A 25,985-nucleotide genomic window follows, 5' to 3' on the forward strand; every position below is an offset into this window, starting at 1 on the left:
TCCTGTTGGCGCAGGTCACCACCACTTCCATTTTCCCTGTTCTTTCAGCGTCGCAATGATCGCTTCGCGTTTGTGGCGGATCTCGAGCATTTTCTGGCGCATTTCCCGGCAGCGGTTGCTGTTGAGGATCAGCAAGCCCACCAGCGGGCCAAGCAGCGCCATGGAGTAGAGGTAAGGGTTGGGGCGGTAGGTGATGGCGGGGAGAGATATCAGCAGGCAAGCGAAATAGACCCCTACGTTCATCCAGACCCAGTGGGGCCGGCCGTACACAACCTGAATCTGCGCCAGGGAAAACAATATGCTTACAGCCAATCCGCCAAAAAACCAATTACGTAGCGTGCGATCTTCGGGGGCATTATCAAGGTAGGTTACTAGAACCAAGATGCCCATCATTGCGATGGAAAAACACCCCGCAAGCATCCAGCTCGCGATGGTAGGCATGTAGCGCTTCAGCAGTGGTCGCGGGTCTTCAAAGAAAAAAATCGAATAGTAGAGGTCTTTCCCGCTCATTGCTTTCCAGTCTTTAAAGTCTCCGGCCACATTGCTCAGATTTTTTGTCTTTTTGCGCATGTTCACTGGCTAACCTCTTCATAGATTCCGATAGCCAGTGTCTTGACGTTTCCTGACATGGCGCTGCTGGTAAAACCCAGCGTTGCAGCCAAGGCGTCTCTGATGTGGTTGGTGGTCGCTCGCTGCATTTGCGTAGCACTGATGCGTTTGGTGGCGGCACCGGAAGCCTGTTTCAACTTGAGCAATTTTGACGTCAGGCGCGGGTCCCGGATTTTGAGTAACTCATCATTCAGCTTGACCCGCTCTTGTCGGGTGAGGCCTTTGAGTACCTGTTGAACGGATTTGCCGGTTACTTTCGTGGTGACCTGGATGGCCTTTACTGTGGTCAATGTCGAAGTAGCAACTCCCAGCAAAGCAACACCATCCAGAGCAACGGTTACCGCTTCAAACCACGTGGTGCTGTCCAGGCGATCAAGAGCCTGCGGTGCGAACGCTTCAGCACTCGTTCGACCCAACCCTATAAGACATTGGGCAGTGCTGGCGGCGGTAGCCGCTTGGCCAATAAACGTAATCACCGCACTGGTCCCGGCCGTAAACGGCATCAGCGCAATCCCGCTCGAAATCACCACCCAGCTCAGTATCGCCCCGGTACACGTCACGGCCGTATTCAGTGCCTCGGCCACCCGCTTCGACTCCCGAGGCTCATGGGTCAGCATCCGCTTGAACTCAGAAGGCCCCACATACCTGGGCGCCTCGCGCAACACCACCTTCTTGGGCACCACACTGCAAATCGGCTGGAAGTCGCGCAGGGTCACCACGTTGAACTGCTCATCGATGTACACCACGCCAGCGCCGATCAGCGCTGGATCGCTGTCGATGGCGAAGAACAATCGATGCAGGTCGAGGCTGTTTTCAATCCGTTGGCGGGTGGTGAGATGGGCTGAAGGGAATCCGTCTTTCAGCAGGGAAGCAGCCATTCCTTAACTCCTGGAGTTTGCGAGAGCCGAGAGAGTAGAGAGGGCATGGCGCAAATGAATGTAGGAGCGTTCGCCTTTTCAAGACAGGCACTTCCTGATCCTGCTTGGGCGTACTGAAGATAACAGTGAACTACTTCAGGAAAGCATCGCCCTGAATTTTGCCAGCGTGGAAGTCAGCTACCAGGCGCAAAAGGCCGACGGTGGCAAGGAAGGTGGCCCGGTGAAGTTTGGCTGGAACATCCGGCAGAACGTCAAGATCTGAGGGGTGAAGCGGGCATCGCCCGCTCACTCACTGTTCCTGTTGGCGCAAATCACGCTGCCACGACACCAACCCATACGCCGCCAGCACCACAAACCCGGCATACAACGCGGCGGTCAGTTGCAAATCCTTGTACACAAACAGCCCGACGTACACCGTATCCAGCACGATCCACAGCCACCAACTCACCACATACTTGCGCGCCGCCCACAGGCTGGCCACCAGGCTGAAAGCGGTGAGCAGCGAGTCCAGCCACGGCAGTGCGGCATCGGTGAAGTGGTGCATGGCGGCGCCCAGCAGCAGGGCGCCGATCACACCTGCGAATAAATGACGCCACGCTTCCTGCACCGGCAAACGCTCGACCCGCACCTTGCCCGCGTCGATGCGCCCGGTGCTCCAGCGCCACCAGCCGTAGCCCTGCAACACAGCGAAGACCAGTTGCAGGAGCATGTCGGAATACAGCTTCACCTCGAAGAAGATCCAGCCGTACAGCAACACCGCGACCACACTGACCGGCCAGCACCAGCGCACTCGTCGGGCGGTGAGCCACACCCCGGCGATATTGAAAATCACAGCGACTATTTCCAGCGGCGTCATACGGTCCCCTCAGGGTCAATTTTGCAGGTGCAGCGCCTGTTGCTTGAGCTGGCGCTTGCGTTCAAAGGGCAGTTTTTCCTGGTCGCCATAGGGCGCGCTGTACCAGTTGCCGTAGGTCGGGTTGGGCAGCACGAACCAGCGTTGGCCGAGCCAGCCCAGGTAGGGTTCGGCGGCCTTGCGCTGGGCGTCGAGGGTGTTGTGTTCGGCCTGCACGAAATCCCCCAGGGAGTCACCGGCCAGGATCAGCACGCGGGCATGTTGGGCGACCCATTGGCGGCGGCAGTTCTTGCCGTAGCCGGCCTGTTCGCAGCCGCCAATCGGGGTGCCGGCGGCCAGTACCTGCTGGTCGCTGTCTACCGGAAAGCCTCGCAGGCGCAGGTTGTTGACGGTGGCCTGGACCTGGCTTTGCTCACGGTTGGTGATGTAGTACACCGTGATGCCTTTGTGTTTGGCGGCCTGCAGGAACGCGACGCCGGGCAGCGCCTGGGCCTTGGCCTGGTCGACCCAGGTGTTCCAGCGGTCGTAGGAGTAGACCTGGTTATTGACGATGTCCCGGGCGTTCAGCGGGATGTTGTCGAGCACGGTTTCGTCGATATCGACGATCACTGCCGGCGGCAACCCGGTCAGATTACGCGGGGGCAAGGGCAGGGCGTCCCAGTCCGCAGTGTTGAGGGCCACGTCCAGTTGCCGGGTGGCGTTGGCGAATACCTGGCGGTAGATCAGCTCGTGCTCGATGGACGTTTGGGTCCACAGCACCGCATCCAGCTGGTCGTTGGCGGGTGGTTGCTGCTGGCAGCCGACGAGGGCGGTGGAGAGCAGGCACACACTGGAAAAAATCAGATTACGCATGAACAGTCAGCCTCAAAAATTGACGGTGGCGGATAACCGCGCGGTGCGTGGCGCGCCCAGGAACAGGTAGCCATCGCCCGCGGATTCACCCACGTCGCGCCAGTAGCGTTTGTCGAACAGGTTGTCGACGGTCAGGCGCAGCACAGTATCGTAATCACCGACTTTGGTGCTGTAGCGTCCGCCCACATCGAACACCGCATAGTCGTCGACCTTCACGCTGGCCTCGCGGTTTGCGTACTTGCTGCCGCTGTATTGCACCCCGCCGAGCAGGGCCAGGCCCTTGATCCCGGGAATGCTGTAGTCGCCGTGCAGGCTGGCACGCAGCTTGGGCACGTTGATCGCCTGGTGGCCGTCATAGTCGTCGGTGCCGCTGCCACTCACCCGGGCGCGAATCGCCGCCACGCTGGCCGAGACTTGCAGGTTGTCGGTCACCCGGCCGTTGGCCGAGAGCTCCAGGCCCACGTTCTTCTGCTTGCCTTGCTGCACAAAGGTGATGGTGCCGTCATCGTTGGGCCGGTTGTATTGCAGGTCCTGGGTGATCTGGAACAGCGCGGCGGTCAGGCTCAGGCGCTGCAAGTCATGCTTGATCCCCACTTCCAGCTGGCGCGAAGTGGTCGGTGGCAGTACTTCATCGGCGTTGCTGCTGAACCACGCTGCCGTACCGCCCAGGGACAGGCCCTTGCTGTAGCTGGCGTACAGTGTCGTGTCGGGGCGCGGCTTGTAGATCAATGCCACCTGGGGCAGAAACACACTGCGCTGGGTATGGCGGGTGGTGTCGCCGGCCTGGTCGTAGGTTTCTTCGTCGAGGCGCACCTGGCGCCCGCCGAGGATGGTTTGCCACTGCTCGTTGAAGCTGATGCGGTCGCTGGCGAACAGCCCGTATTGGCGGCTGTCCAGGCGCCGGTAGGTGTGGCCCAGTGGGCCCTCGTAAGGATCAAGCACCGGCGGTTTTTCGTAGATATTGCCTTCGCCGATGTATTCGTTGATCGACGTGCGCCGGTCCACCACGCGGCGGAAGGCGGTGGTGCCGAAGGTCAGGTCGTGCTTGAGAAACCCGGTGTCGAACTGGCCGTTAAGCGCGGCCTGGGCTTCTTCGTTGCTGCGGGTGTCGTCGGGGCTACGGTAGTCCGAGATGTCGTAGTCGCCCTCGGCGCTGAAGTGGTTGGGCACTGCGGTGTTGGCGCAACTGGCGGCGCCGTAGCAGCCCCAGGCGAAGGTGCTGTAGTCGTCGATCACCACGCGGCTGCGGGAGGCGCTGAAGCTGGCTTTCCAGGCCTCGTTGAAGCGGTATTCGAATAGGCCATCGAGGTTCAACGACTTGATGCCCACCGGGTTCGACCAGCTCTGGTAGCCCAGCAAATCCCGTGGCGATGCGTTGTGGGGCACGGTGGTGCCGCCGAGCAATTGATAACCGGGCACCGAGCGCTGCTCGCGGTTCTGGTACTCGGCGTTCAGTTGCAGCAGGGCGTTGGGGCTGATGTTCCAGTCGAGGGCCAGGGACGCAAAATCCCGCTGGCCGTCGGCGTGGTCGACGTAGGAGCGGATGTCTTCGTGGGCCAGGTTGACCCGCACGCCCACCTGCTGCTCGGCGCCGAGCCAGCCGCCGACGTCGGTGGCCAGGTAGCGCTCGCCGTGTTCGTTGGTGGACACGGTCACCGAGCGCACATTCTCCGGGCGCTTGCTCACGTAGTTCACCAGGCCACCGGGCTCGGACACGCCGCTTTGCAGCCCGGACAGACCCTTGAGCACTTCCACCTGCTGCTTGTTCTCCAGCGCCACGTTCTGTTCGCCGGTGATGGTACGGCCGTTGATCTTGTAGCTGCTGGCGGGGTTCAGCGAGAAGCCGCGCACCACGAAATTCTCGTAGTACCCCACCGGCGCGTAGCTGTCGCCCACTGAGGCGTCGTTCTTCAACACCTCGCTCAGCAGGCGGGCTTGCTGGTCTTTCAGGCGGGCCTCGGTGATCACCGCCACCGAGGCCGGGGTGTCCAGCAACGGGGCGTTATCGAAGCCGGCGACGGCGGCCTTTTTGGCCTGGTAATCGGTGGCCTGTTCGCCGACCACGGTGACGGTGTCCAGGGTTGCGTCCTGGGCGTGGGCGGCCGTGGCGGCGAGGGTGATGCTCAGGGCGAGCAGGGTGTGGCGGTACGGTGTTGCCATAAAAGGAGCGCTCCAAGGGCCTGCCCGCTGGCGCTTCGCGCTTTGTTGGGCGCAAAGGGGCCCAGCGCTGCGCAACGGACGGGTTGCCAGTACGAAATTAAAAAGCCGGGGTCGCCGCGAAGGCGTCAGGCCGGAGCTGCTCCGGTAGTCATTGGTAAGCGTGCGTCGGCGGCCCATTCCTGGAGCGAGCCGTCGTAGAGTGCGATGTCCTGGCGACCCAGCAGGGTCAGGGCCAGGGCGTTGGCCGCAGCCGAAATGCCGCCGCCGCAATAGAGAATCAGTGGACCGTCGCTGTGCAGCAGCGTGGGTCCGATGGCCAGGGCCAGGGCGTCCTTGGGCAGGTAGCGACCCTGGGCATCAAACAGCGTGCGTGCTGGCAGGTTGTGGCTGCCGGGAATGTGCCCGCGCCGGGCGTAGCGGGTGGCTGCAGTGCCTTCGAACAAGGCGGCGCCCAATGCACAGATCAGTACGCCGGGTGAGTCCCCTGCGACCACCGCTTCAACGCCGGCACGGTCGATCCACAGTGGCGCATAGGCGTGAATTGGCCAGGGTTCGACGGCGCTGGTTATTGCCGGCTGCCCGCTGTGCTGCGCTAAGCCCGCCCGTTGCCAGGCGTTGAAACCACCGTCCAGCACCGACGCAGCAATACCCAGCCCGCGCAACATCCACCACAGGCGTGCGGCCCAGAAACCGTCGGCGCGGTCGTAGATCACGACCTGGCTGCCGGCACCTGAGCCCAGGTTTGCCAGGGCCTGAACCAGGGCTTGCGGGGTTGGCAGGGCGAAGCTGTAGCTGGCGTGGGAGTCCGCAAAGTCGCTCAACAAATCGGCATGCCGTGCGCCGGGGATATGCGCCTGCAGCCAGCCGGCATGCCCGCTGGCGACCCGGTAATCTCCGTCAAAACGCGGCGACGGCAGCACCACGGTAGCGTCCAGAATCACCAAGCCTGGGTCGCCGAGGCGGGCATGCAGCCAATCGGTATCGACCAGGACGCTCATACGGATTTGCGCCGGATATGAGCGAGCAAGCGTTGCCCCTGGGCACCGGCAAACCACTGCAAATGGCCCAGCAGATAAGCGTGATAGGCCACGTCGGCGCTGCGGGTAGAACCCACCACGCCCTGGTAGTACGCCACTTCGGACAGGGCGAAATCCACATGCACCAACGGCAGCAGGGCGCTCAGGGTGTGCAGGTCCTGGGCGCTCAGTGGCCGGATTTGGTGGTAGCCGGCAAGCAGCGCGTCGACGCTATCGAGGTCCGCGATCGCCGGGCCATCGCTGTCCAGGTCCAGCCAGGGCACGGCGTTGCGTTCGATGGCGGTGGCCAGGTCGTAGAGGGCGAAGGTGCGGTCTGCCAGGCCGAAATCCAGCACGCTGGACACCGTGCCGTCTTCATTCCACAGCAGGTTCGAGGCGTGCCAGTCGTTGTGGGTCCAGAGTGGCGGTTGCTGCTGCAGCAAGGGTTGCAGTGGTGCGTGCCAGGGCAACAGCAGCTCGGTGAGTTGCGGGTGCCAGTCCTTGTCGGCCAGGTAGTCGGCCAGCGCCGGGGTGTTGGCGATAGCTGCCAGTGGCGCGGGTTGTTCGATCAGTCGGGCGTTGGCCAGCAGCACTTCGGTTTGGCGGTGTGGGGCGGTGTAGCCTTCAGCCGCTTGATGCAGCTGAGCCAGGGCGACGCCTGCCGCCAAAGCGTGTTGGGTCGTTTGAAACGGCGACCACGACAGCGCGTCGCGGTACAGGTCCAGGCCCTTGGCGACGTGGTGAATCTCATAGGTCCATTCGCCCTGCTTCGTGGCCGTCGCGCCATGGCGGTTGCGCACCACTGCCGCCACTGGTGCCCCGTGCCGATGCAGGTGAGCGATCAGGCGGTGTTCTTCCTCCAGCCACGTGGCTTGCCGCACCTGCTGGTGATGCCGTTTGACGAACAGGGTGGCGCTGCTGGTGGTGATCAGCCCTGCGGCGGAAAACGGTCGCGGGCTGTGCCAATGCAGGCTGCGCAGTTGCCCGAGGTGCGGGTACTCGCGCAGCAGGTGCTGGATATCCGCTTCGTGCAGCGCGGGCCAGTCGGCCGCTACCGGGTCAAGCCCCAGGCCATGGGCGGTGCGTTGTGGATTCATGCCGCTGCCCCGGGCAGATAGGCGTTACTGGTTGCCTCTTGCCATACCTGTGGATTGTCGAGCACCGCGTGCTCGTGCAGCCACTCGGCGTAAGGCTTGAGCAGCGCCTGGCGTTGCTCGCCCCAGCGGCCGCCATGCAGCCAGGTCGGGGCGATCTTGTGCAGGGATGCGCTGAGCAATTCCGCCGGGAAATACGGCGTGGTGTGTTCGTAGGCCGCCAGCGCAATCGCCGGCTCCTCGGCCACGGCGAGATAGCCGCGGGCCGTGGCTGCGAGGAAATCACGCACCAGCCCGGGCTGCTCGGCCAGGGTCCGTTCGTGGGCGCCCAACAGGTAGCTGTGATACGCCGGTGCGCCAATCTCATCCACCGGCAACACCACCCGGCGCTCGGCCTTGATAGGACTGTGCATCAATGCTTCCCAGGCCCAGTAGCCGCCGAAACTGGCATCGGCGATCCCTTCGGCCAACTGCTCGGGGCGTAGCTCACGCACGCCGCTGTCCACCAGGATCACGCCATCCGGATCGCCACCGTCGTTGCTCACCAGATGACGCACCATCGCCAAACCCCGCGGTGTGGGATTGAGCGCCAGGCGCTTGCCCACCAGGTCCCGAGGGCGCTGGATACCGGAGTCGGTCAGGGTCTGAATTGATTCCAGGCCCGCATGATTGATCGCCGCGATGCCTTGCAGCGCTTGCCCCAGGCCGCGCCGGACCAGCAGCCGGTTGCTCGGGAAAATGCCGAAGTCCGCCGCGCCGGTCAGCAGGTGTTCAAGGGTGTCGCCCCGATAGGGATCGTGCACCACCAACTCCACATCCAGCCCCAGCTCGGCGTACCAACCGCGTTCCCGCGCAAGATACAAACCCGCCGAATTCGGCCAGGGATGAAAGTACTCCAGCATTACCTTTACCGACACCATCGCTTGCTACTCCAGCTTGCAGTCTTGTGATGGGGGCGATTTATAAGGGAGCAATCTGGTATATACCAATATCGTTTATTGCTATGGATATAACCGGGACCAAAAAAAACCGCGGCTCAAGCCGCGGTTTTTACGCCATCGCCAGGGTCAATCGGCAACGATGGCGTACGTCTCGATTTCGACCTTCTGCCAGGGACGCAGCATCGAATCCACCTGGATCAGGCTGCTGGCCGGGCGGATAGCATCGAACACCTCGCTGTGTGCCTTGGCGACGGAGGCGGCGTCGTTGATATCCCGCAGGTAGACCACGGTGCGCACTACGTCTCCAGGCGCCATCCCGGCCTCGGCCAACACCTTGTTGACGGTGACGAGAATGGCCTGGGCCTGCTCGTACGCATTGCTGTGTTCGTAGTCGGGCGAGGCGCAGGTGCCGGAGATGTGCAGGTGGTTGCCCACGCGCACGGCGCGGGAGTAACCGAACACGTTTTCGTACTGACCGCCCGAGGAAATGGTTTGCCGCGCTGTGGTTTTACTGGTCATGGTGGTTCTCATGTTGGGAGGGATTTACCGGTGGAATCCTTGACGAACAGGATCGAAATCAGGCCGACCACGGCACCGCCGATCAGGTACCAGGCAGGAATCATCTGGTTGCCGGTGATCGATATCAGCCAGGTATTGATCAACGGGGCCGTGCCACCGAACAGCGAGACCGCCACGTTGTAGCTCAAGGCCAGGGCGCTGTAGCGCACGCGGGCCTTGAACAGCGAGGTCATGGTGGCCGGCATTGCCCCTTCAAAGAACAATTGGGCCAGGGTCAGGATCAGCAGCGCAGCCAGCAGCAACCAGACACTCTGGGTATGCAGCAGCATGAAGCAGGGGAACGCCATGACGATCAGCAGCACGCAGCCGGTAATGATCATCCGGTTGCGGCCCAGGCGGTCGGCCAGCAGGCCTGAAACCGGGATCAACACCAGCATGAACAGGGTCGCGGCCATCCCCAGGTTTCTGGCGAAGGTATTGCTGTAGCCGAGTACGTTCTCCAGGTAACCCGGGATGTACCCGAGGATGATGTAGTAGGTCACGTTGAACACGGTGACCAGGCCCATGCATTGCAGGATTTTCGGCCACTCGTTGACCAGCAGGTTGAACAGGCTGGGTTCGGCGCCCGTGGCCTTGCGCTGTTTTTCATTGGCCTGGATTTCTTTGAACACCGGTGTTTCTTCCAGGCCAAGGCGCAGGTAGAGGGCGATCAGGCCGAGCAGGCCGCCAATTGCAAAGGGCACGCGCCAGCCCCAGTCCTGCATGGCTTGTTCGCCCAGGCCCAGGGTAAACAGGCTGACCACCGCACCGCCCAGCAGGAACCCGGAGATATTGCCGAACTCCAGCCAACTGGTGAAAAAGCTGCGTCGTTCGTCCGGTGAATGTTCGGCGATGAACGTGCAGGAGCCGCCGTATTCGCCACCCGCCGACAGGCCCTGCAGCAGGCGCATGAGAATCAACAGAACGGGCGCAAACAGGCCGATGCTGGCGTAACTCGGGATGAAGGCAATGGCGAACGTGGCGACGGCCATCAGCGTGATGCTCAACGACAGCGCCGTGCGGCGGCCAAACTTGTCGCCGATGGGGCCGAACACCAGGCTGCCCAAGGGTCGAATCAGGAACCCCGCCGCGAAGGTGGCGTAGATCGCCATCAACTGGGTGGTCGGGTTGTCGTTGTGGAAAAACGTCTTGCCGATGATCCCGGCGAGAGAGGAGTAAAGCGCAAAGTCGAACCATTCGACCATGTTGCCCAGTGTGACGCCGACGACTGCTTTGGTCAGCCGTTTGCGTGATGGTTCAGCCGTTGCACGGTCGGCCGGAAAACCTGGATGAATCGAGGAAGCGTGAACTTCGCCCATGATATTGCCCTCTGGAATAATTGTAGTGAGGCAGCAGTCAATAGGGAGTGGCAGGCCCGCGTCTGGTGCGCGGGGCCTGCGGACGCAGGGGTCAACGCATATATACGCCCCCGGCGATGCACAATGATTCGCCTGTGATGTAGGAGGGTTTGGCGCTCAGTTGCCAGACCCAGTCGGCGATTTCTTCGACCCGCGCGGCGCGTTTCAAAGGGATCGATTCGATGGCTGCTTCGATGCGGCCGCCGGCACGGGTGCCTTCGGTGTCCACCCAGCCCGGGGCCAGGGCGTTGACCACAATATTGTCCCCGGCCAGTTCGATGGCCAGGGAGCGAGTCATCGACACTACGGCGGCCTTGGAGGCGCTGTAGAGCAGCTGGTTTTTCGACACAGTGAACGCATCCACCGAGGCGAAGAACACGATCGCGCCACCACCGGCGGCTTTCAGGTGACGGGTGCCGATGCGTGCGATGTTCAATGAGCCCAGTACGTTGATATCGAAAATCCTGCGGTACAGCGACTCGCTGAAGCTTTCCAGGGATGAAGTGGGGAAGATCCCCGCCGCATTCACCACGGCTCGCAGCGGTGCCTTGCCGTCCAGGGCGGCATCGAGCGTACGGGCCAGTGTCGCTTCCTGGGTGATGTCGCCGACCACCGGCGAAAACAAAGGGCTTGCCGGCTGTGTGCTGGGCGTCACGTCCACGGCGACGACGTGCCAGCCTTCAGCCTGAAAGCGCTGTGCGACGGCCAGGCCCATGCCCGAGGACGTCCCGGTGACGATAACGCTGGAGTGCGGTGCAGTGTTCATAAGGGCTATCCGATCAGGCGTATTGAGGAAGAGGTGTGTCGGGTTGCAGCGCCAGTTCCAGCACATCCAGTTGGCGCTGGGTGTCCTGGTAGTTGCTCAGCCATTCGCGCTTGACGATATCGATGCGCGAGTCGGCCGGCTGCAACTGGGCAAACTTCGCCGCCAGGCTTTTCATGCCACGCTCGCGCAGGCCGAGAAAGCGCATCACCAAGCGGGTCTGCTCGCAATACACCGGCCATTGCGGGCCGCGTGGCGCGCCCAGGCCGATGTAGAACAGGCCTTCGAGGTTGGTCGGCAAGGTCATCGCGGCGGTGCGCAGCGGAACACCGTCGCGCCATTGCAGCAGGCGTTCATCGAGGAACGGCAAGCGCGTATTGAAGCCGGTGGCCCAGACGATGGTGTCGTAATCCACCTGGCTGCCATCGGTGAACGTGACCGTCTTGCCTTCGATGCGTTCGATACCCGGTGCGACCTTGATCCGGCCGTGCTGGATCCAGTACAGCAGCAGGGTGTTGACCACGGGCGGCTGGGCGTCCAGGTCATAGGTGTCTGGCGCCGGCAGGCCGGGGTAGTTTTTGTGGGTGCCGACGCTGGCCATGATCAGCATGTTCATCACCATGTTCTGTTGCTCGGGCGGCAACTGCCCCAGCAACGGCAGCTCGCCCCGGGGCAGGCCGAACAGGGTCTTGGGTTGGAACAGTTGGCCACGGCGGATCGCAATGGTGGTGTCCAGGCGAGCCTGGGCGGCATCCACCGCAAGGTCGCAACCGGAGTTGCCAAAACCCACCACCAGCACCTTGCCTTGTACCTGCTGCACGTTGCGGTATTCGCCGGAGTGAATCGACACGCCGGTGAACGCTTTGCCCACCTCGGGGATCTTGCAATCCCACAAGTGACCGTTGGCTACCAGCACGCCGGTGTAGCGCTTGTGGTTGCCGTCTGCCAGGGTCACTTGCCAGCCGGCTTCGCCGTTTTCGTCCAGGGGCTTGAGGCTGCGCACTTCGGTGTTGAAGGTGATCTTTTCCCGCAGGCCGAAAGTGTCGGTGTAGGCGTTCATGTACGCCTTGACCTGATCGCGGCTCGGGTACACCGGATAGTCAGCGGGCATTGGAAACCCGTCAAAGAAGGAGCTGCTCTTGGGCGTGATCAGGTGCAGGGCGTCGTAGTCGGTGTTCCAGTGGCCGCCGATGTTGGCGGACTTTTCGAAGCAGTCCACCTCGAAACCGGCATCGGTCATGGTCTTCAGCGCTGCCAGCCCCGCGGCCCCGGCCCCAATGATGCAGTAGTGATTGGACATGCTGACTCCCCATTCAAGCGCCTGTTGTTGGCGTCCGTGGCTGGAGTATCCCGCTCGGCAAGAGGTGGATGAATGGGCTAAGTCATGTGTTTCCCATAGGTGATCCCTATGGCTAGAGCGTCTCCAGGTGCGCATACAGGCTCTGGATGCGGCTCAAGTGGCTGCGCATCAGGTTGATCAGCACCCGCGTCGGTGGCGAAATGGGCGTGTCATGACGGTGGATAAAGCCGAACACCTCGAAGATCGCCGGGCTGATCGGCACCCAGCCCAGGCGATCGTTGAAGCCCAGCTGATGCAGGATCGGGCGCGTGGCGATCACATCGCCGAGCCCGCGTGCCGCGAGTTCGAAGCCGGTGATCTGGTGCTCCACCTCGATGATCGGGTCCAGCACCTCGCCACCCTTGGACGCCAGTTGCGCCAGCAGCCGGCGAATCGGGTCGGCGGTGCGCCAGCGCGCTTCGGTGAGAATCAACGGCGCCACCGCCAGGTCACTGATGGTTTTCGGGCCCTTGAGGCGCTCGGGGTCGGCGCTGATATAGCCGACCTGGGCCGACCATACCGGCTCGCTGACGGTGAGGTTCTGCTGCTTGATCGGCAGCATCACCAACCCCGCTTCAATCTCGCCCTGACTCACCAGCTCGGCGATTTCCGAGGAGTTGTAGCCGACGATCTTGATCCGCATGTCCGGATGCAGGGTGCGGAACTGCTCGATCAGGTCCGTGAGGAAATAGTGGTGGGCGGTGCCGAAGGTACCAAAGCTGGCCACGCCACCGGACAGCTCGCGCACCGCCTGCACTGCTTCATAACCCTGGCGGGCTGACGTCACCATGCCTTGTGCAAACGGCTGCAGGCGTCGCCCGGCCTCGGTGAGCATCAGCCGCCGATTGGTGCGGATAAACACCTGGGTGCCCAAATGCTCCTCCAGCCGCAGGATCTGCTCGGACAATGAGGGTTGGGAAATATGCAGGCTTTCCGCCGCCTTGGAGAACGTACCGTGCTCGATGGCGGCGAGAAAGTAGTTGAGCTGTTGTAAGGTCATGGCGCTGAACCGCAGCTTATTTCGGTTCAACATGACACAGAACAAAGCGCTCGCGAAGAATCAATCACGCCACAGGGGCATGCCGTGTTCGTCAATCGTCCAGTGGGAGTGGCGCGGGCGCAGGCAGACGCCACCGACCCAGCGTTCTGCGGTTGTATGGTCCGGCCAGTAAGCCTTCTCGTTTAAAACCTGACGACCCAGCGCAGTCAATGCCAGCACCCGTTGAGGCCATGGCAACTGAGCCTCGGACTCGATCAACAGCGGATTCTCGCCATCAATCAACGGCCGCATCAGCGCGTGGAACATCATGTCTCCCAGGTACGGCAGCGGTTCACGCTTGCCCATCAACTCGGCAAACACCCTGCCAAACGGCACCGGCCCGGCCTCGGCCACGTAGTGCAGGGACAGGCGCTCGGTCAGTGACAAACCGTCCCGCGTCCCCGGCAGCTCCTGCAACTGCCGGCGCAACGCCGGGGCCAGGAAGGGCAGGGATGGATGGTGGGCCCGGCCCAGTTCCGCCAGCTTGAGCGGCGAGCTGGCGCAATACGCCGACCAGGCCTGCCGCGCCAGTTGCAGCATGCTCTCATCGACCGGGCGGCGCTGGGGCCAGAGCCATGCCAACACTTCGGGCGCCAATTGGCCAATGCCGATAAAACGTTGCACGCCGGGGATACGGTCGACCTCGATCAGCTCAAGCTTTTCAGGCAGATGCTCAAGCCCCGCCAACGCACGCATCAGGAACAACTGATCGTACGCATCCGCCTCGCACCACAATACGCTGTGGCCGCTGCTGCCCAACTGTTCAAGATGGGTGTATTCGTCGGCATGCCGGCGCGCCACCTCGGCCTCATCCATGGCAAACACCTGGCTGATGTAGCGGCTGCGAACGGCCTGGTAGTGCTCGGCTGGCAGGTCCTGCACCGGGCCCATGCACAATGGATCAATCAGCATCCGAAAGTGGCCCTTGAACCCCGCCACGCCGAGGCTGTGGGCGATGTCGTTGCCGCAGCGCCAGTGGGTGGTGCGGGCTTCATCGCTGGCGTCGAAACCTGGATGGCGGGCGGCAAAATCCACCGCATCGACGTGGGCCTTGAGCTTGGGCCAGCTGGGGAAGCCGAGATCCTTGGCGATCAGCCATTGAGCCTCGGACAAGGTCGGGGTTGCGGCGGTATCGGCGTTTTTCAGGCGCTGCAAAAGCTCCTTGGCGCGCTTGCGTTGCTGCTCAAGGTTGATACGGCCGTTAGTAGACGATAATGATTGCGACATACGATCTCCTTGCACAAACCTTGTCCGCTTTAAGGTTGGGAGTCGTAGAAATGTGATATTCAGTCAAGGTCTTGGGCGCAGCCCTTTCCGCGGATGGTGGCGTAGATGGCGCCAGGCGGGAAATATAGGCAGTGCAATGGTTGATTGCAAGCCGCCCGGCGCAGAGTGCCGGTGTCTGGCACAGGAGACGTTCATGAAAGTTGGTGTGATTTCCGATACCCACGGCCTGCTCCGCGCCGAGGCCCTGGCGGCCCTGGAGGGGTGCGAGCAGATTGTTCACGCCGGGGATATCGGCAGCCCGGAAATTCTCGAACTGCTGGCCTCGATTGCGCCGTTGCATGTGGTGCGCGGCAATAACGACCTCGACGCCGCCTGGGCAGAACACCTGGCTGACCGGCTGGATTTCGACCTGAATGGCTGGCGGTCGCTGCTGGTGCATGACATTGCCGATGTGCCGAAGGTGCTTGATCCGGACATCAGGCTGGTGATCACCGGCCACTCCCACAAGCCGCTGATCGAGTGGCGCGGCGAGCGATTGTTTCTCAATCCCGGCAGTGCAGGGCGGCGGCGTTTCAAGTTGCCGGTGACCCTGGCGCTGCTCGAGGTGCGGGAGAAGTCCATCAAGCCGCGCCTGGTGTCGCTGGAGCCCAAGCGCTGAATAAAACCTGTGGCGAGAGGGCTTGTTGTGGTGAGGGAGTTTGCTGTGGCGAGGGAGCTTGCTGTGGCGAGGGAGCTTGCTCCCGCTGGGCTGCGAAGCGGCCCCAATAAAGCCACTGCGATACACCTGAAAAAAACCCGTCAATTTCTTGGGTCTGCTGCGCAGCCCAGCGGGAGCAAGCTCCCTCGCCACGTGTCTTACCATTGCGCCTAAATCAGGAACAAGGATCATCAACTCCATGAGCGTATTAGTCGAAACCCGGGCGCTCACGCGGATGGACGAGCGCCGCCAACTCCAACTGTTGCACCCGACGAACTTCCAACTGCACCGCGCCGACCGGATCTCCATCACCGGCTCATCCGGCTCCGGCAAAAGCGTATTCCTGCGGGCACTTGCCTTGCTCGATGCACCGTCCTCCGGGGATATCCTCTGGAATGGGCAACCCATCGCCAACGTGCAAATCCCGCAGTACCGCAGCCATATCAGCTACCTCGCCCAACGCCCGGCGCTGATCGAGGGCAGCGTGGAAGACAACCTGCGTTTCCCGTACAGCCTCAAGGCCTTGCACCACCTCAGTTTCGACCCGCAGGCCGTCAATGCACTGCTGGCCCACGCGGGAAAAGAGCCGGGCTTCCTGGCAAAGACCGCCGGGGATTTGTCCGGCGGTGAATCCCAGGTGGTTTCACTGATCCGCACCCTGCAACTCAATCCCGATGTGCTGTTGCTGGATGAGCCCACCGCCGCCCTCGACCCGGCCTCATCCCGGGAAGTGGAGGCGCTGATCAACGCCTGGGCCGCAGCGGATAACGACCATGCCTACATCTGGGTGTCCCACGACCTTGAGCAGGCGCAACGCATGAGCACCACTCACCTGCACATGGATGCCGGTGTGCTGACGGGGGCCGTGCAGCCATGAACTATCACGATCTTACGGCACTGGACATGGCCATCGCCGCTTCGCTGATCCTGATCAATGGCGCGCTGTCGCTGTTGTTGCGCCTGGGCCTGGAACGCCAGTTGTTCTGGGCTGCTGTGCGCACGGTGGTGCAGTTGCTGGCGATCGGGTATTTGCTGGGCTGGGTCTTTGAATTTGCCTACTGGTACGTGGTGCTGCCGCTGATGTGCCTGATGACCCTGATCGCCGGACTCTCGGCCGCCGGGCGTGGCAAGCGTACCTATGCCGGGCAGCGGGCCGACAGCATTGTGTCGGTGTGGGGCAGTTCGTGGCTGGTGACGGCGGTTGGCCTGTTCGCGATCATCCGGATTCACCCGTGGTACGAGCCGCAGTATGCGATCCCGATTCTTGGGATGATTCTCGGGAATACGCTCACCGGTGTATCGTTGGGGATTGAGCGCATGACTCAGGAGCTGACCTCGGGGCGCAATACTATCGAGATGGTCCTGGCGTTGGGTGGTTCGCGCTGGGAAGCGGCGCAGGACGCGATTCGCCAGGCGGTGCGGGCGGGGATGATTCCGACGCTGAACCAGATGACGGTGGTGGGGGTTGTCAGCCTGCCCGGCATGATGACTGGCCAGGTGCTGGCGGGAGAGAGTCCGGTGGACGCGGTGCGTTACCAGATTGTGATCATGTTTTTGATCGCCGCGTCTTCGGCGTTGGGTACGGTGGGTGCGGTGTTGCTTACCTACCGGCGGTTGTTTTCGCCGGGGCATCGGTTTTTGCGGTATCGGCTTGAAGAGCGGGTGTAATCCTGGTGAGGGCGGGTAGCGGTTTTGGGTGGTTTACTGTGTACATATCCATTCCTGCGGTAACGGCTGCTATTGGTTCCGCTCTTACAGCGGCTCACTTTGGAAAAGCCGGAATGCCGGCCCAGCCCAAAGTAAGCAAAGGGCTCTGCCCCGCCTGTCGGCGCCTCGCTAGGGCTGAATGGGGCAGTCAGATCAAGAGCAAGATCAACAGCACGGCGGCCTGAAAGCCGACCTGAGTGTTAAAAGCAAAAGCAAAAGCAAAAGCCGCTTTTCTGTAGGAGCTGGCTTGCCGGCGAAGAACCTGAGAACGGCGCGTTCATTCAGGATGCCAGCGTCATCGTTAACAACCATCGCCGGCAAGCCAGCTCCTACAGTGGACCGTGCTCGCTTTAGATTTTGCCTTTGCTTCACCACACTCAAGCCGGCCTGTAGGCCGCTGTGCTTTTGATCTTGATCTTAGGCGCCCCGTTAAACCACGCTGGCCGAACGCAGGTACGCCCCGTCGCGGCGGCCCGCTTCTTGGCGTCCGTTGTCACGGGACAGGCCCATGCTTACTTTTACGCTGTTCAAAAGTGAGCCGTTGTAAGAGCGGAACCAATATCAGCCATCACCCAAAAAACGGATATGCCCCCGGTCCATCTCCAAAACAGAAGTGCTATTGCCCCATGGCGATTTCAATCACCCACGCCAAAATCCAGCAACACCTTCATCGCCTGGCTTTTATCCGCCGCCAGCTCAAACGCCTTAACCGCCTCGCTGAACGGCACGGTATGAGAGATCACCGGCCGCACATCAATCACCTGGCGGTTGAGCAAATCCACCGCCTGGGCAAACTCCGAATGGAAGCGAAAGGTGCCCCGCAAGTCGATCTCCCGGCTCACCAGCATATTCAACGGCAGCGAGACCTCGCCACCTAAACCCACCGTCACCAACACGCTGCGCGGGGCCATGCATTCCAGGCCGTTGCGCAAGGCCTGGGCGCTGCCGGAGACTTCGAACATCACGTCAAAGTAGCCTTTTTCAGCGGTGTAGCGCTTCAGCGCGTCGGCATCTTCCGCCAGATTATGGATGCGGCTGGCGCCCATTTTCTCCGCGCAGGCCAGGGGGCCTGCAGCCAGGTCCACCGCTACAATCTCTCCCGCACCCGCCGCCCGCAGGCTGCCGATCAACAGGTTGCCGATGGGCCCGCAGCCGGTGACCAGCACCCGTTTGCCGAACACCACCCCGGCCCGTTGGATGGCATGCAAACCCACGGACAACGGTTCCGCCATCGCACCTTCGGCAAGGCTCACATGATCGGCCAGCAGGTGCGCCTGATGCGTCTCGATCACCAGGCTTTGCTGAAACGCGCCTTGCACGTGGGGGAAGGGCATCGCACTGCCGTAAAAACGCATGTTCAGGCAATGGTTCGGTAGCCCTTGATGGCAATAACGGCAACCGCCGCAAGGCCGTGACGGCGAGACCGACAAGCGTTGGCCGATCGTGAAGGGTCCGTCTTCCCGGCCCACGGCCTCGATCACCGCCGACACTTCATGGCCCAGCACCATCGGCTCGCGCAGGCGCACGGTGCCGAAGCCGCCGTGCTGGTAGTAATGCAGGTCCGAGCCGCAGATGCCGCCCCGGGCAATGCGCACCCGCAACTGGTCGGGGGCGAGTGCCTGGGGTTCGGCTTGAGGTTCTACCCGCAAATCTTTTGAGGCATGGCAGACAATCGCGTGCATGAAATTCTCCGGGTTACAGCGAGGCGGTGATGCCACCGTCCACGTACAGGATATGACCGTTGACGAAACTCGCCGCGTCGCTGGCCAGGAACACGGCAGCGCCCGCCAGTTCGGCCACGTCACCCCAGCGCCGGCTCGGCGTGCGTTGCACCAGCCAGTCGCTGAACTCGGGGTTGGCCACCAAATTGGCGTTCAGTTCGGTCTTGAAATAGCCGGGGCCGATGCCGTTGATGGTCAACCCGTGGGGGCCCCAGTCGATGGCCATGCCTTTGGTGAGCATCTTCAGCGCGCCTTTGCTGGCAGCATAGGGGGCGATGCCCGGGCGGCCCAGCTCGCTTTGCACCGAGCAGATATTGATGATGCGCCCCCGCTTGCGCGGGATCATCGCCCGGGCCACGGCCTGGCCGACGAGGAAGGCGCTGTCCAGGTTGGTGCTCATCAACTCGCGCCAGTGGGTTTCGCTGTAGTCCTCCAGCGGCCCGCGCCGTTGCATGCCGGCGTTGTTGACGAGGATGTCCAGCGCACCCAGGCGCTCTTCGATATCCGCCACGGCGGCCAGCACTGCGGCACCGTCTGTGACGTCAAACGCCTGGGTGTGCACCTCCAGGCCTTCCGCCGCCAGCAGTGCGGCACTGTCACGCAAGGTGCTGCGGTTGCGCCCGTTGAGCACCACCCGCGCGCCGGCCTGGGCCAGGCCTCGGGCGATGGCCAGGCCGATACCGGCGCTGGAGCCGGTAACCAGGGCCAGGCGGCCGTCGAGGCGGAAGCTGTCTAAAACGCTTTGCATGGCTGGATCTCCAGGTGATCAGCAATCTCAATCCAGGCAGGCCGAGCCTGTGCTCATTGTGATAGGCCAGAGCCTGTCATATCGTGTATGGCAAGCCTTACTTCACCGCAGCCTTGGCCCAGCGTCCAATTTTCATTTTTGATCGGGTGATCAAGAATCGTGATAACCGGAGCCTTCTGATGGAACTCAAGCACCTGCGCGCCTTTGTCGTGCTCGCCCAGGAACTGCATTTCGGCCGGGCCGCCGCGCAGCTGTCGATCGTGCAACCGGCGTTGAGCATGCAGATCAAACTGCTCGAAGGCGGCCTGGGCGTGCGCCTGCTCGACCGCAACCGGCACTCGGTGACGCTGACGGATGCCGGGCGGGTGTTTCTGCCCGAAGCCCAGGCCACCCTGCACCAGGCCGCCCGCGCCGCCGATGCTGCCCGAGCGTCGAACCGTGGGGAGATTGGTCGGGTGCGCCTGGGGTTTGTCTCCTCGGTGTTGCCGCAGTTGTTGCCTGAATTGATTCGTGCGGTGCACCAGCGTTATCCGCGAATCGAACTGGAACTCAAGGACATGCCCGGTCCGGACCAGGCCGGCGCGTTGAAAAACGGCCAGTTGGATTTTGGCCTGATGCGCTTGCCGGCGGCCTATCCCGGCGTGCAGACCCGCCCGGTGTTGCAGGAAAGCTTTGTGGTGGCGTTGCCCGCCGACCATCCGATGGCGGCCCAGCACATCGTTCAGCCAGACGACTTGCTCAAGGTGCCGGTGTTCATCCTGGCCCGGCGTTATGCCCCGGGGTTCTACGACGAGTTCGTCCAGGCCGTGGGTGTGCCTTTGGAGATCGCCTCCGAACTTGGCGAGTTCACCACCATGCTCGCGCTGGTCTCCGCCGGCCTGGGCGTCGGTGTGCTGCCGCAGCAGGCCGCCCGGGCGCTGCCGGCCAATTGCGTATCCAGGCATCTTGAACTGGGGACATTCCAGGCCCGTACCGGGCTGGCGTGGACTGAACTGGACAGCGCGGTGAAAACCACCGTGTTCAATCTGATCGGCGAGTTGTTTGGCGAGTGATTGTTTCACCCGGTGAAATGCTGGATTGCAAAAGCTGGCTATTCTGCTGTGGGCCGTAGCGGCGGAAGATAGGCGTCATTGGCCCGATCACCGGGTCGAGTCCCTGGCACACCGCGGAGCCTGTCATGATCAAACTGTACCGTTACCCCTTGTCTGGCCATTCCCACCGGGTCGAGCTGATGCTGTCGCTGCTGGGCGTGCCCGCCGAATTGGTGCTGGTCGACCTGAAGCAGGGCGCGCACAAGACTCCCGAGTTCCTGGCCACCCTCAACAGCTTCGGCCAGGTGCCGGTGATCGATGACGACGGCGTAGTGCTGGCGGACTCCAACGCGATCCTGGTGTACCTCGCCGGCCGCTATGGCAACACCCAGTGGCTGCCGACCGCGCCCTTGGCCCAGGCCCGGGTGCAGCGTTGGCTCTCGGCTGCGGCGGGGCCATTGCACGTCGGCCCGGCTGCCGCCCGATTGGTCACGGTGTTTGGCGCGGCGCTGGATGCCGAGGCAGCCATCAGCCGCTCCCATGCCTTCCTCAATGTGGTGGAGCAACAGTTGGCGCAGAGCCGCTTCCTTGTCGGTGACCAGCCGTCGATTGCCGACATCGCGCACTACACCTACATCGCCCATGCCCCGGAAGGTAACGTCGCGCTGGATGACTACCCGCACGTTCGTGCCTGGCTGGGCAGCATCGAGGCGCTGCCGGGGTTTGTCGGTATGCAGCGCACGGCCGTAGGTTTAACAAAGGATTAAAGGTTTTTGTGGCGAGGGAGCTTGCTCCCGCCGGGCTGCGAAGCAGCCCCAGAAAAAGATAGGAGCGCTGCGCACTCCAGCGGGAGCAAGCTCCCTCGCCACAGCAAGCTCCCTCACCACAATAAGGCTCTTCACCAAGACCCCAAACCACAGGGTTGGCGTATGACATTCGATTAAAGGGGACCCATGGACCGTTTCCAGGAAATGCAGATATTCCTCGCCGTCGCCGAAGAACAGGGCTTTGCCGCTGCGGCCCGGCGCCTGAACATCTCGCCCCCCAGCGTGACCCGCGCCATTGCTGCGATGGAGGCGCGCATTGGCACGCAGTTGCTCTCGCGCACTACCCGCAGCCTGCACTTGAGCGAGGCCGGCCAGCGTTACCTGGACGATTGCCGGCGCATCCTGGCAGAGCTGACGGAGGCAGAAGAGGCGGCGGCCGGCAGCTTCTCGGTGCCGTGGGGGCACCTGACGGTTACCGCGCCGGTGTTGTTCGGCGAATTGTTCGTCGCGCCGGTCCTCGGTGAATACCTGGACCTGTTTGCCCAAGTCAACATCAACGCCCTGCTGGTGGATCGCGTGGTCAACATGACCGATGAAGGCGTGGATGTAGCGGTGCGCATCGGGCACTTGCAGGAGACCGGACAGCAGGCGATCAAGGTCGGCGAGGTGCGCCGCGTGGTCTGCGCCGCGCCGGCCTACCTTGAACGGCATGGCCGGCCACTGCACCCGGGGCAACTGCGGGAGGCGAAGATTGTCACGTCGTCTTCCAGCCAATTGGTCAGTGAATGGCAGTTCATCGAAGGCGGCCAGCCATTGAATGTGGCGGTTGATCCACGCCTGGTGGTCACCGCCAACAACGCGGCGATCAACCTGGCGCGCCTGGGCTGGGGCGTCACGCGGGTGCTGTCTTATCAGGTGGCCAGCGATGTGCGTGCAGGCGCACTGGAAATCATCCTGCAAGACTTCGAACCGCCGGCCTTGCCGATCCATGTGGTGTTCCAGAACAGCGCCCGGGTGCCGGCGAAAATCAACACCTTCGTGGACTTCCTGGTCAGTCGGCTGGGGCAGGATGCGGCGCTCAACTCCTCGATAAAGCGGCCTGCGTGATGGACCGTTATCGCGACATGCAGATATTCCAGGCGCTGTCCCGTCAGCCGAGCCTGGCCTCGGCTGGTCGTTTCCTGGGCATCTCGGGGCCTACGGTGATTCGTGCAATTGCCCGGCTGGAGGCACGCTTGCGGGTGCCATTGGTACAGCGCAGCACCCGGGGCATTCGCCTCACCGAAGCGGGCGTGAGGTTCATGGCGGACTGTTCGCGGATCCTCGACGGGGTGAGCGCCGCCGAAGCCTCCGCCAAGGGCGCGCATGCGCAGGCAGAAGGCAACCTGCGGGTGTTTTTCCCGTTTCTGTTCAGCCGTTATGTGATGGCGCCCTTGTTGGCCGACTACCTGGAGCGATATCCCGGGGTGAGGGTGTTTGCCCACTACCACGACCATTATCCGAACCTGAATGAAGAGGGCCTGGACGTGGCGGTTGTGGTGGGAGAACTGCCCGAGTCATCCCTGATTGCACGGCCTGTGGGCCATGTGCGCAACATCGTCTGTGCCAGCCCTGGCTATCTGCAGAACCATGGCGAGCCGCGGCAACCCGAGGCGCTCAAGCAGCATCGGCTGGTCGCAACCCAGGCGTATTCGGAGTGGGTGCAGTGGGATTTCCAAGGGTCCAGCATCAAGGCCCGTGCGCGCCTCGCGTGTACCACGGTGCAGGGCGCGATCAATGCGGCGGTGCAAGGTGCCGGGTTGGTCCGGTGCCTGAGTTATCCGCTCCACGAACACCTGGCGAGCGGTCAATTGCGCCGGGTATTACAGGCCTTTGAACAGCCGCCGCTGCCGGTGCATGTGGTCTACCGCGAAGGGCGAAATGCGTCGATGCGGGTGCGCAGTTTTGTCGATTTCAGCGTGGCGGCGTTGCGTGAACATCCGGCGTTTCATCCACCGAGGGCTTGATCATGATTCACCAGGACGCGTCCCCCGTCTCGCCATGGCATGCCGGCGAGCGGCAGTTGCAGCAGAGTGCCGGCGTGGCCGAGCGCATGGAGGTGATCGGCGCCAAGGTCATACGCGATCACCTGCCGGAACAGCATCGGGCCTTCTATGAATTATTGCCCTATCTGGTGGTGGGTACCGTGGATGATCAGGGACTTCCCTGGGCCACGCTGCTGGAGGGCGCGCCGGGGTTTGTGTATTCGCCGGACCCTTACCGGTTGCGCATCGACAGCCTGCCAGCCGTGGGTGATCCCGCCGCAGCCGGCTTGAAAAAAGGCGCGGCGGTGGGGCTGTTGGGCATAGATCTGAATACACGCCGGCGCAATCGCATGAACGGGGTTGTGGGCACGGCGGGTGTCGACGGTTTTGCCGTGGATGTGGTGCATACCTTTGGTAATTGCCCGAAGTACATTCAACTGCGTGCGGTGGATCCTGAGGGCTCGGGGCCGCGCTCTGCTGCAGGTTTGGTGCAGCGTGCCCATTCCCTTGAAGAGGCGGATCGAGCAGCGATTCGTAATGCCGACACCTTCTTCGTCGCCAGTTATGTGGAGCTTGAGGGTGATGCGGCCAAGCGTTCGGTGGATGTTTCGCACCGGGGCGGCAACCGCGGGTTTGTGCGGGTAGACGCAAATGTGCTGACGATTCCGGACTTTACCGGCAACACGTTTTTCAACACCTTGGGCAATTTGCAGCTCAACCCGATTGCGGGGTTGTTGTTTGTGGATTTTGCGTCCGGTGATGTGTTGCAGGTGGCCGGGCGGGCGGAGGTGATTCTGGGTGGGGCTGAGTTGGCCACGTTCGAAGGGGCGGAGCGGTTGTGGCGCGTGACTGTGGAGCATGTGGTTCGGCGGGAGGCGGCGCTGGCGTTGCGTTGGCAGTTCGAGGGGTTTTCTCCCTATAGCCTGGCGTTGGGGCCTTGGCGCGCCTGAGGAATGCGGCAGGGCCACTCGTGCGACAGGGTTAAAACTCAATTGCGTGGAAGGCGGTGTTTGGTGCCGGGGAATGACGCAATACTCCGTCGGGATTTTGTTTGCCCACTGCTGGGCTGTCCCGAGGTTTTCCGATGAATGTACCAAGCCGCCTTGCGCTGCTGATCACCACCACGGCTGTTCTCAGCGCCTGTGGTGAGTCTTCCAAACTGCCGTTTCAGGCCGGTGTTGGGCCAAGCCCGCAATTGCCCGAGCCCACCACCTCGCTGATCCCGACGCTCAAGGTGTCCAAGGCCGTCGGTTGGCCCGGCAATGCCCAGCCCACGGCACCCGAAGGGTTCACGGTAACGGCGTTGGCCGAAAACCTTGATCATCCGCGTTGGGTGTACACCTTGCCCAACGGTGACGTGCTGGTGGCCGAGAGTAACCATCCGCCCATGCCTGAAGGCGCCACCGACGGCGGCACGGGTTTGCTCGCCTGGGCGCGTCGTACCGCGATGGGGTTTGTGATGGGCCGGGTGGGTGCCGACGCGCCGAGTGCCGATCGTATTACGCTGCTGCGGGACGCCGATGGAGATGGGCATGCCGAGGTGAAGAGTGTCTTTCTCGATGGCCTGACCTCGCCGTTCGGCATGGCGTTGGTGGGGGATGAGTTGTACATCGGGAATGCCGATGCGGTGGTCAAGGTGCCTTATGTGCGGGGGCAGACTCACATTGACGCGGTCCCGGTGAAGGTCACCGATCTGCCGGCCGGGATCAATCATCACTGGACCAAAAACGTGCTCGCCAATCCTCAGGGCACCCAGCTTTACGTGACCGTGGGGTCCAATAGCAATGTGGGGGAGAACGGGCTGGAAGCCGAGGACGGGCGTGCGGCGATCTGGGAGGTGGACCTGGGCAGTGGCCAGAAGCGGCTGTTTGCCAGTGGGTTGCGTAACCCCAATGGTCTGGCGTGGAAGCCTGGCTCTACGCAATTGTGGACGGTGGTCAACGAGCGGGATGAGATTGGCAGTGACCTGGTGCCGGATTATCTGACGTCGGTGCAGGATGGCGCGTTCTATGGTTGGCCTTGGAGTTATTACGGGGCTCACGTTGATAGCCGGGTGCAGCCGCCGCGGCCGGACAAGGTTGCCCGGGCGATTGCGCCGGACTATGCGCTGGGGACGCATGTTGCGCCGTTGGGGTTGGCCTTTTCTGATGCTCGGGGGATGCCTGCTGCGTTCGCTGATGGGGTGTTTGTGGGGGAGCATGGGTCGTGGAATCGTAATCCGCAGGCGGGGTATAAGGTGGTGTTTGTTCCCTTCAAGGATGGCAAGCCTTCGGGGGCGCCGGTTGACTTTCTTACCGGGTTTTTGAATCGGGATGGGGAGGCTCAGGGGCGTCCGGTGGGCGTTGCGCTGGACGGGCAGGGGGCTTTGCTGGTGGCGGATGATGTGGGGAACAAGGTGTGGCGGGTGGCGCGGGTGAGGCCTTGAGGTTTTGCTGATGTTGGGGGTATATCCGTTATTTAGGTAACGGCTGCCTATGGTTCCGCTCTTACAGCGGCTCACTTTTGAAGAGCGCAAAAGTAAGCAAAACGCTCTTGCCCCACCACTCGGCACCTCGCTTAGGCTCGGTGTGCCCGAACGCAGGCAGCACGAAGCGGGCCGCCGC

25 protein-coding genes and 1 pseudogene are annotated in these 25,985 nt (G+C 62.5%); 10 read left to right on the forward strand and 16 right to left on the reverse strand.

Annotation, left to right across the window (positions count from 1 at the left end):
- Positions 1 to 15: 15 nt before the first annotated feature.
- Together M2400_RS28280 and M2400_RS28285 are read right to left on the reverse strand one after the other, a co-directional pair.
- Positions 16 to 570, reverse strand: coding sequence for a hypothetical protein (locus M2400_RS28280; protein ID WP_218174967.1), 555 nt, complete (start codon positions 568 to 570; stop codon positions 16 to 18).
- Positions 571 to 572: 2 nt separating this feature from the next.
- Positions 573 to 1,487, reverse strand: coding sequence for an NAD synthetase (locus M2400_RS28285; RefSeq protein ID WP_259199576.1), 915 nt, complete (start codon positions 1,485 to 1,487; stop codon positions 573 to 575).
- A 139-nt stretch (positions 1,488 to 1,626) separates the two neighbouring features.
- On the opposite strand from M2400_RS28285, the pseudogene M2400_RS28290 reads away from it, so the two are divergent.
- A pseudogene (locus tag M2400_RS28290) lies at positions 1,627 to 1,749 on the forward strand (type VI secretion system tube protein Hcp); the annotation flags it as partial.
- Positions 1,750 to 1,776: 27 nt separating this feature from the next.
- On the opposite strand, the gene pnuC reads toward M2400_RS28290, so the two are convergent.
- The 12 genes from pnuC to M2400_RS28350 all read right to left on the reverse strand — a co-directional run bounded on the left by pnuC (position 1,777) and on the right by M2400_RS28350 (position 14,687).
- Positions 1,777 to 2,343, reverse strand: coding sequence for a nicotinamide riboside transporter PnuC (gene pnuC, locus M2400_RS28295; RefSeq protein ID WP_259199552.1), 567 nt, complete (start codon positions 2,341 to 2,343; stop codon positions 1,777 to 1,779).
- A 15-nt stretch (positions 2,344 to 2,358) separates the two neighbouring features.
- Positions 2,359 to 3,192, reverse strand: a complete 834-nt coding sequence (locus tag M2400_RS28300) for a 5'-nucleotidase, lipoprotein e(P4) family (RefSeq protein ID WP_259199538.1) — start codon at positions 3,190 to 3,192, stop codon at positions 2,359 to 2,361.
- 12 nt (positions 3,193 to 3,204) lie between these two features.
- Positions 3,205 to 5,352, reverse strand: coding sequence for a TonB-dependent siderophore receptor (locus M2400_RS28305; protein WP_259199535.1), 2,148 nt, complete (start codon positions 5,350 to 5,352; stop codon positions 3,205 to 3,207).
- A 125-nt stretch (positions 5,353 to 5,477) separates the two neighbouring features.
- A complete protein-coding gene (locus M2400_RS28310; protein ID WP_259199531.1) occupies positions 5,478 to 6,350 on the reverse strand; it encodes a sulfurtransferase in 873 nt (290 codons plus the stop codon).
- On the reverse strand, positions 6,347 to 7,465 hold the full coding sequence (locus M2400_RS28315) for a phosphotransferase (RefSeq protein ID WP_259199529.1): 1,119 nt from the start codon (positions 7,463 to 7,465) through the stop codon (positions 6,347 to 6,349). The genes M2400_RS28310 and M2400_RS28315 overlap by 4 nt, the downstream gene beginning before the upstream one ends.
- Positions 7,462 to 8,382: an ABC transporter substrate-binding protein gene (locus M2400_RS28320; protein WP_259199526.1), complete on the reverse strand. Its 921-nt coding sequence runs from the start codon at positions 8,380 to 8,382 to the stop codon at positions 7,462 to 7,464. The genes M2400_RS28315 and M2400_RS28320 overlap by 4 nt, the downstream gene beginning before the upstream one ends.
- A gap of 147 nt (positions 8,383 to 8,529) precedes the next feature.
- Positions 8,530 to 8,922, reverse strand: coding sequence for a Rid family hydrolase (locus tag M2400_RS28325; protein WP_177115515.1), 393 nt, complete (start codon positions 8,920 to 8,922; stop codon positions 8,530 to 8,532).
- 8 nt (positions 8,923 to 8,930) lie between these two features.
- Positions 8,931 to 10,280 carry an MFS transporter gene (locus tag M2400_RS28330; protein ID WP_177115514.1) on the reverse strand — a complete coding sequence of 450 codons (1,350 nt, stop codon included), beginning with the start codon at positions 10,278 to 10,280 and terminating at the stop codon, positions 8,931 to 8,933.
- Positions 10,281 to 10,371: 91 nt separating this feature from the next.
- Positions 10,372 to 11,085 (reverse strand): SDR family NAD(P)-dependent oxidoreductase, encoded by a 714-nt coding sequence (locus tag M2400_RS28335; protein WP_177115513.1) that lies wholly within the window; start codon positions 11,083 to 11,085, stop codon positions 10,372 to 10,374.
- Positions 11,086 to 11,098: 13 nt separating this feature from the next.
- Positions 11,099 to 12,382, reverse strand: a complete 1,284-nt coding sequence (locus tag M2400_RS28340; protein WP_259199500.1) for an NAD(P)/FAD-dependent oxidoreductase — start codon at positions 12,380 to 12,382, stop codon at positions 11,099 to 11,101.
- A gap of 112 nt (positions 12,383 to 12,494) precedes the next feature.
- Positions 12,495 to 13,421, reverse strand: a complete 927-nt coding sequence (locus tag M2400_RS28345; RefSeq protein ID WP_177115511.1) for a LysR family transcriptional regulator — start codon at positions 13,419 to 13,421, stop codon at positions 12,495 to 12,497.
- Positions 13,422 to 13,481: 60 nt separating this feature from the next.
- Positions 13,482 to 14,687 (reverse strand): DUF1835 domain-containing protein, encoded by a 1,206-nt coding sequence (locus M2400_RS28350; protein WP_259199488.1) that lies wholly within the window; start codon positions 14,685 to 14,687, stop codon positions 13,482 to 13,484.
- A gap of 193 nt (positions 14,688 to 14,880) precedes the next feature.
- On the opposite strand from M2400_RS28350, the gene M2400_RS28355 reads away from it, so the two are divergent.
- The 3 genes from M2400_RS28355 (at position 14,881) to M2400_RS28365 (ending at position 17,052) form a co-directional block, all read left to right on the forward strand.
- Entirely contained in the window at positions 14,881 to 15,345 is a 465-nt protein-coding gene (locus M2400_RS28355) for a metallophosphoesterase family protein (protein ID WP_177048849.1), read from the forward strand.
- Between the two features lie 238 nt (positions 15,346 to 15,583).
- On the forward strand, positions 15,584 to 16,261 hold the full coding sequence (locus tag M2400_RS28360) for an ATP-binding cassette domain-containing protein (RefSeq protein WP_259199484.1): 678 nt from the start codon (positions 15,584 to 15,586) through the stop codon (positions 16,259 to 16,261).
- Positions 16,258 to 17,052 (forward strand): ABC transporter permease, encoded by a 795-nt coding sequence (locus tag M2400_RS28365; protein ID WP_259199482.1) that lies wholly within the window; start codon positions 16,258 to 16,260, stop codon positions 17,050 to 17,052. Before M2400_RS28360 ends, M2400_RS28365 begins: the two co-directional genes overlap by 4 nt.
- A 674-nt stretch (positions 17,053 to 17,726) precedes the next feature.
- Here M2400_RS28365 and M2400_RS28370 read toward each other — a convergent pair.
- Both M2400_RS28370 and M2400_RS28375 read right to left on the reverse strand, forming a co-directional pair.
- Positions 17,727 to 18,773 (reverse strand): L-idonate 5-dehydrogenase, encoded by a 1,047-nt coding sequence (locus M2400_RS28370; RefSeq protein ID WP_259199479.1) that lies wholly within the window; start codon positions 18,771 to 18,773, stop codon positions 17,727 to 17,729.
- A 13-nt stretch (positions 18,774 to 18,786) separates the two neighbouring features.
- Positions 18,787 to 19,560 carry a glucose 1-dehydrogenase gene (locus tag M2400_RS28375; RefSeq protein ID WP_177047905.1) on the reverse strand — a complete coding sequence of 258 codons (774 nt, stop codon included), beginning with the start codon at positions 19,558 to 19,560 and terminating at the stop codon, positions 18,787 to 18,789.
- Positions 19,561 to 19,739: 179 nt separating this feature from the next.
- Between M2400_RS28375 and M2400_RS28380 the strand changes: the two genes are divergently transcribed.
- From M2400_RS28380 to M2400_RS28405, 6 genes are all read left to right on the forward strand, one after another.
- Positions 19,740 to 20,612, forward strand: coding sequence for a LysR family transcriptional regulator (locus M2400_RS28380; protein WP_259199477.1), 873 nt, complete (start codon positions 19,740 to 19,742; stop codon positions 20,610 to 20,612).
- A 125-nt stretch (positions 20,613 to 20,737) separates the two neighbouring features.
- Positions 20,738 to 21,358, forward strand: a complete 621-nt coding sequence (locus M2400_RS28385) for a glutathione S-transferase family protein (RefSeq protein ID WP_259199476.1) — start codon at positions 20,738 to 20,740, stop codon at positions 21,356 to 21,358.
- A gap of 186 nt (positions 21,359 to 21,544) precedes the next feature.
- Complete coding sequence (locus M2400_RS28390) at positions 21,545 to 22,465, forward strand: LysR family transcriptional regulator (RefSeq protein ID WP_177115486.1); 921 nt, start codon at positions 21,545 to 21,547, stop codon at positions 22,463 to 22,465.
- Positions 22,465 to 23,364 carry a LysR family transcriptional regulator gene (locus M2400_RS28395; RefSeq protein WP_259199474.1) on the forward strand — a complete coding sequence of 300 codons (900 nt, stop codon included), beginning with the start codon at positions 22,465 to 22,467 and terminating at the stop codon, positions 23,362 to 23,364. The genes M2400_RS28390 and M2400_RS28395 overlap by 1 nt, the downstream gene beginning before the upstream one ends.
- A 2-nt stretch (positions 23,365 to 23,366) precedes the next feature.
- A complete protein-coding gene (locus tag M2400_RS28400; RefSeq protein ID WP_259199473.1) occupies positions 23,367 to 24,332 on the forward strand; it encodes a pyridoxamine 5'-phosphate oxidase family protein in 966 nt (321 codons plus the stop codon).
- 134 nt (positions 24,333 to 24,466) lie between these two features.
- On the forward strand, positions 24,467 to 25,807 hold the full coding sequence (locus M2400_RS28405) for a sorbosone dehydrogenase family protein (RefSeq protein WP_259199468.1): 1,341 nt from the start codon (positions 24,467 to 24,469) through the stop codon (positions 25,805 to 25,807).
- The last annotated feature ends 178 nt before the right edge of the window (positions 25,808 to 25,985 follow it).

Source organism: Pseudomonas sp. BIGb0558 (genome assembly GCF_024807515.1).
GTDB lineage: Bacteria > Pseudomonadota > Gammaproteobacteria > Pseudomonadales > Pseudomonadaceae > Aquipseudomonas > Aquipseudomonas yamanorum_A.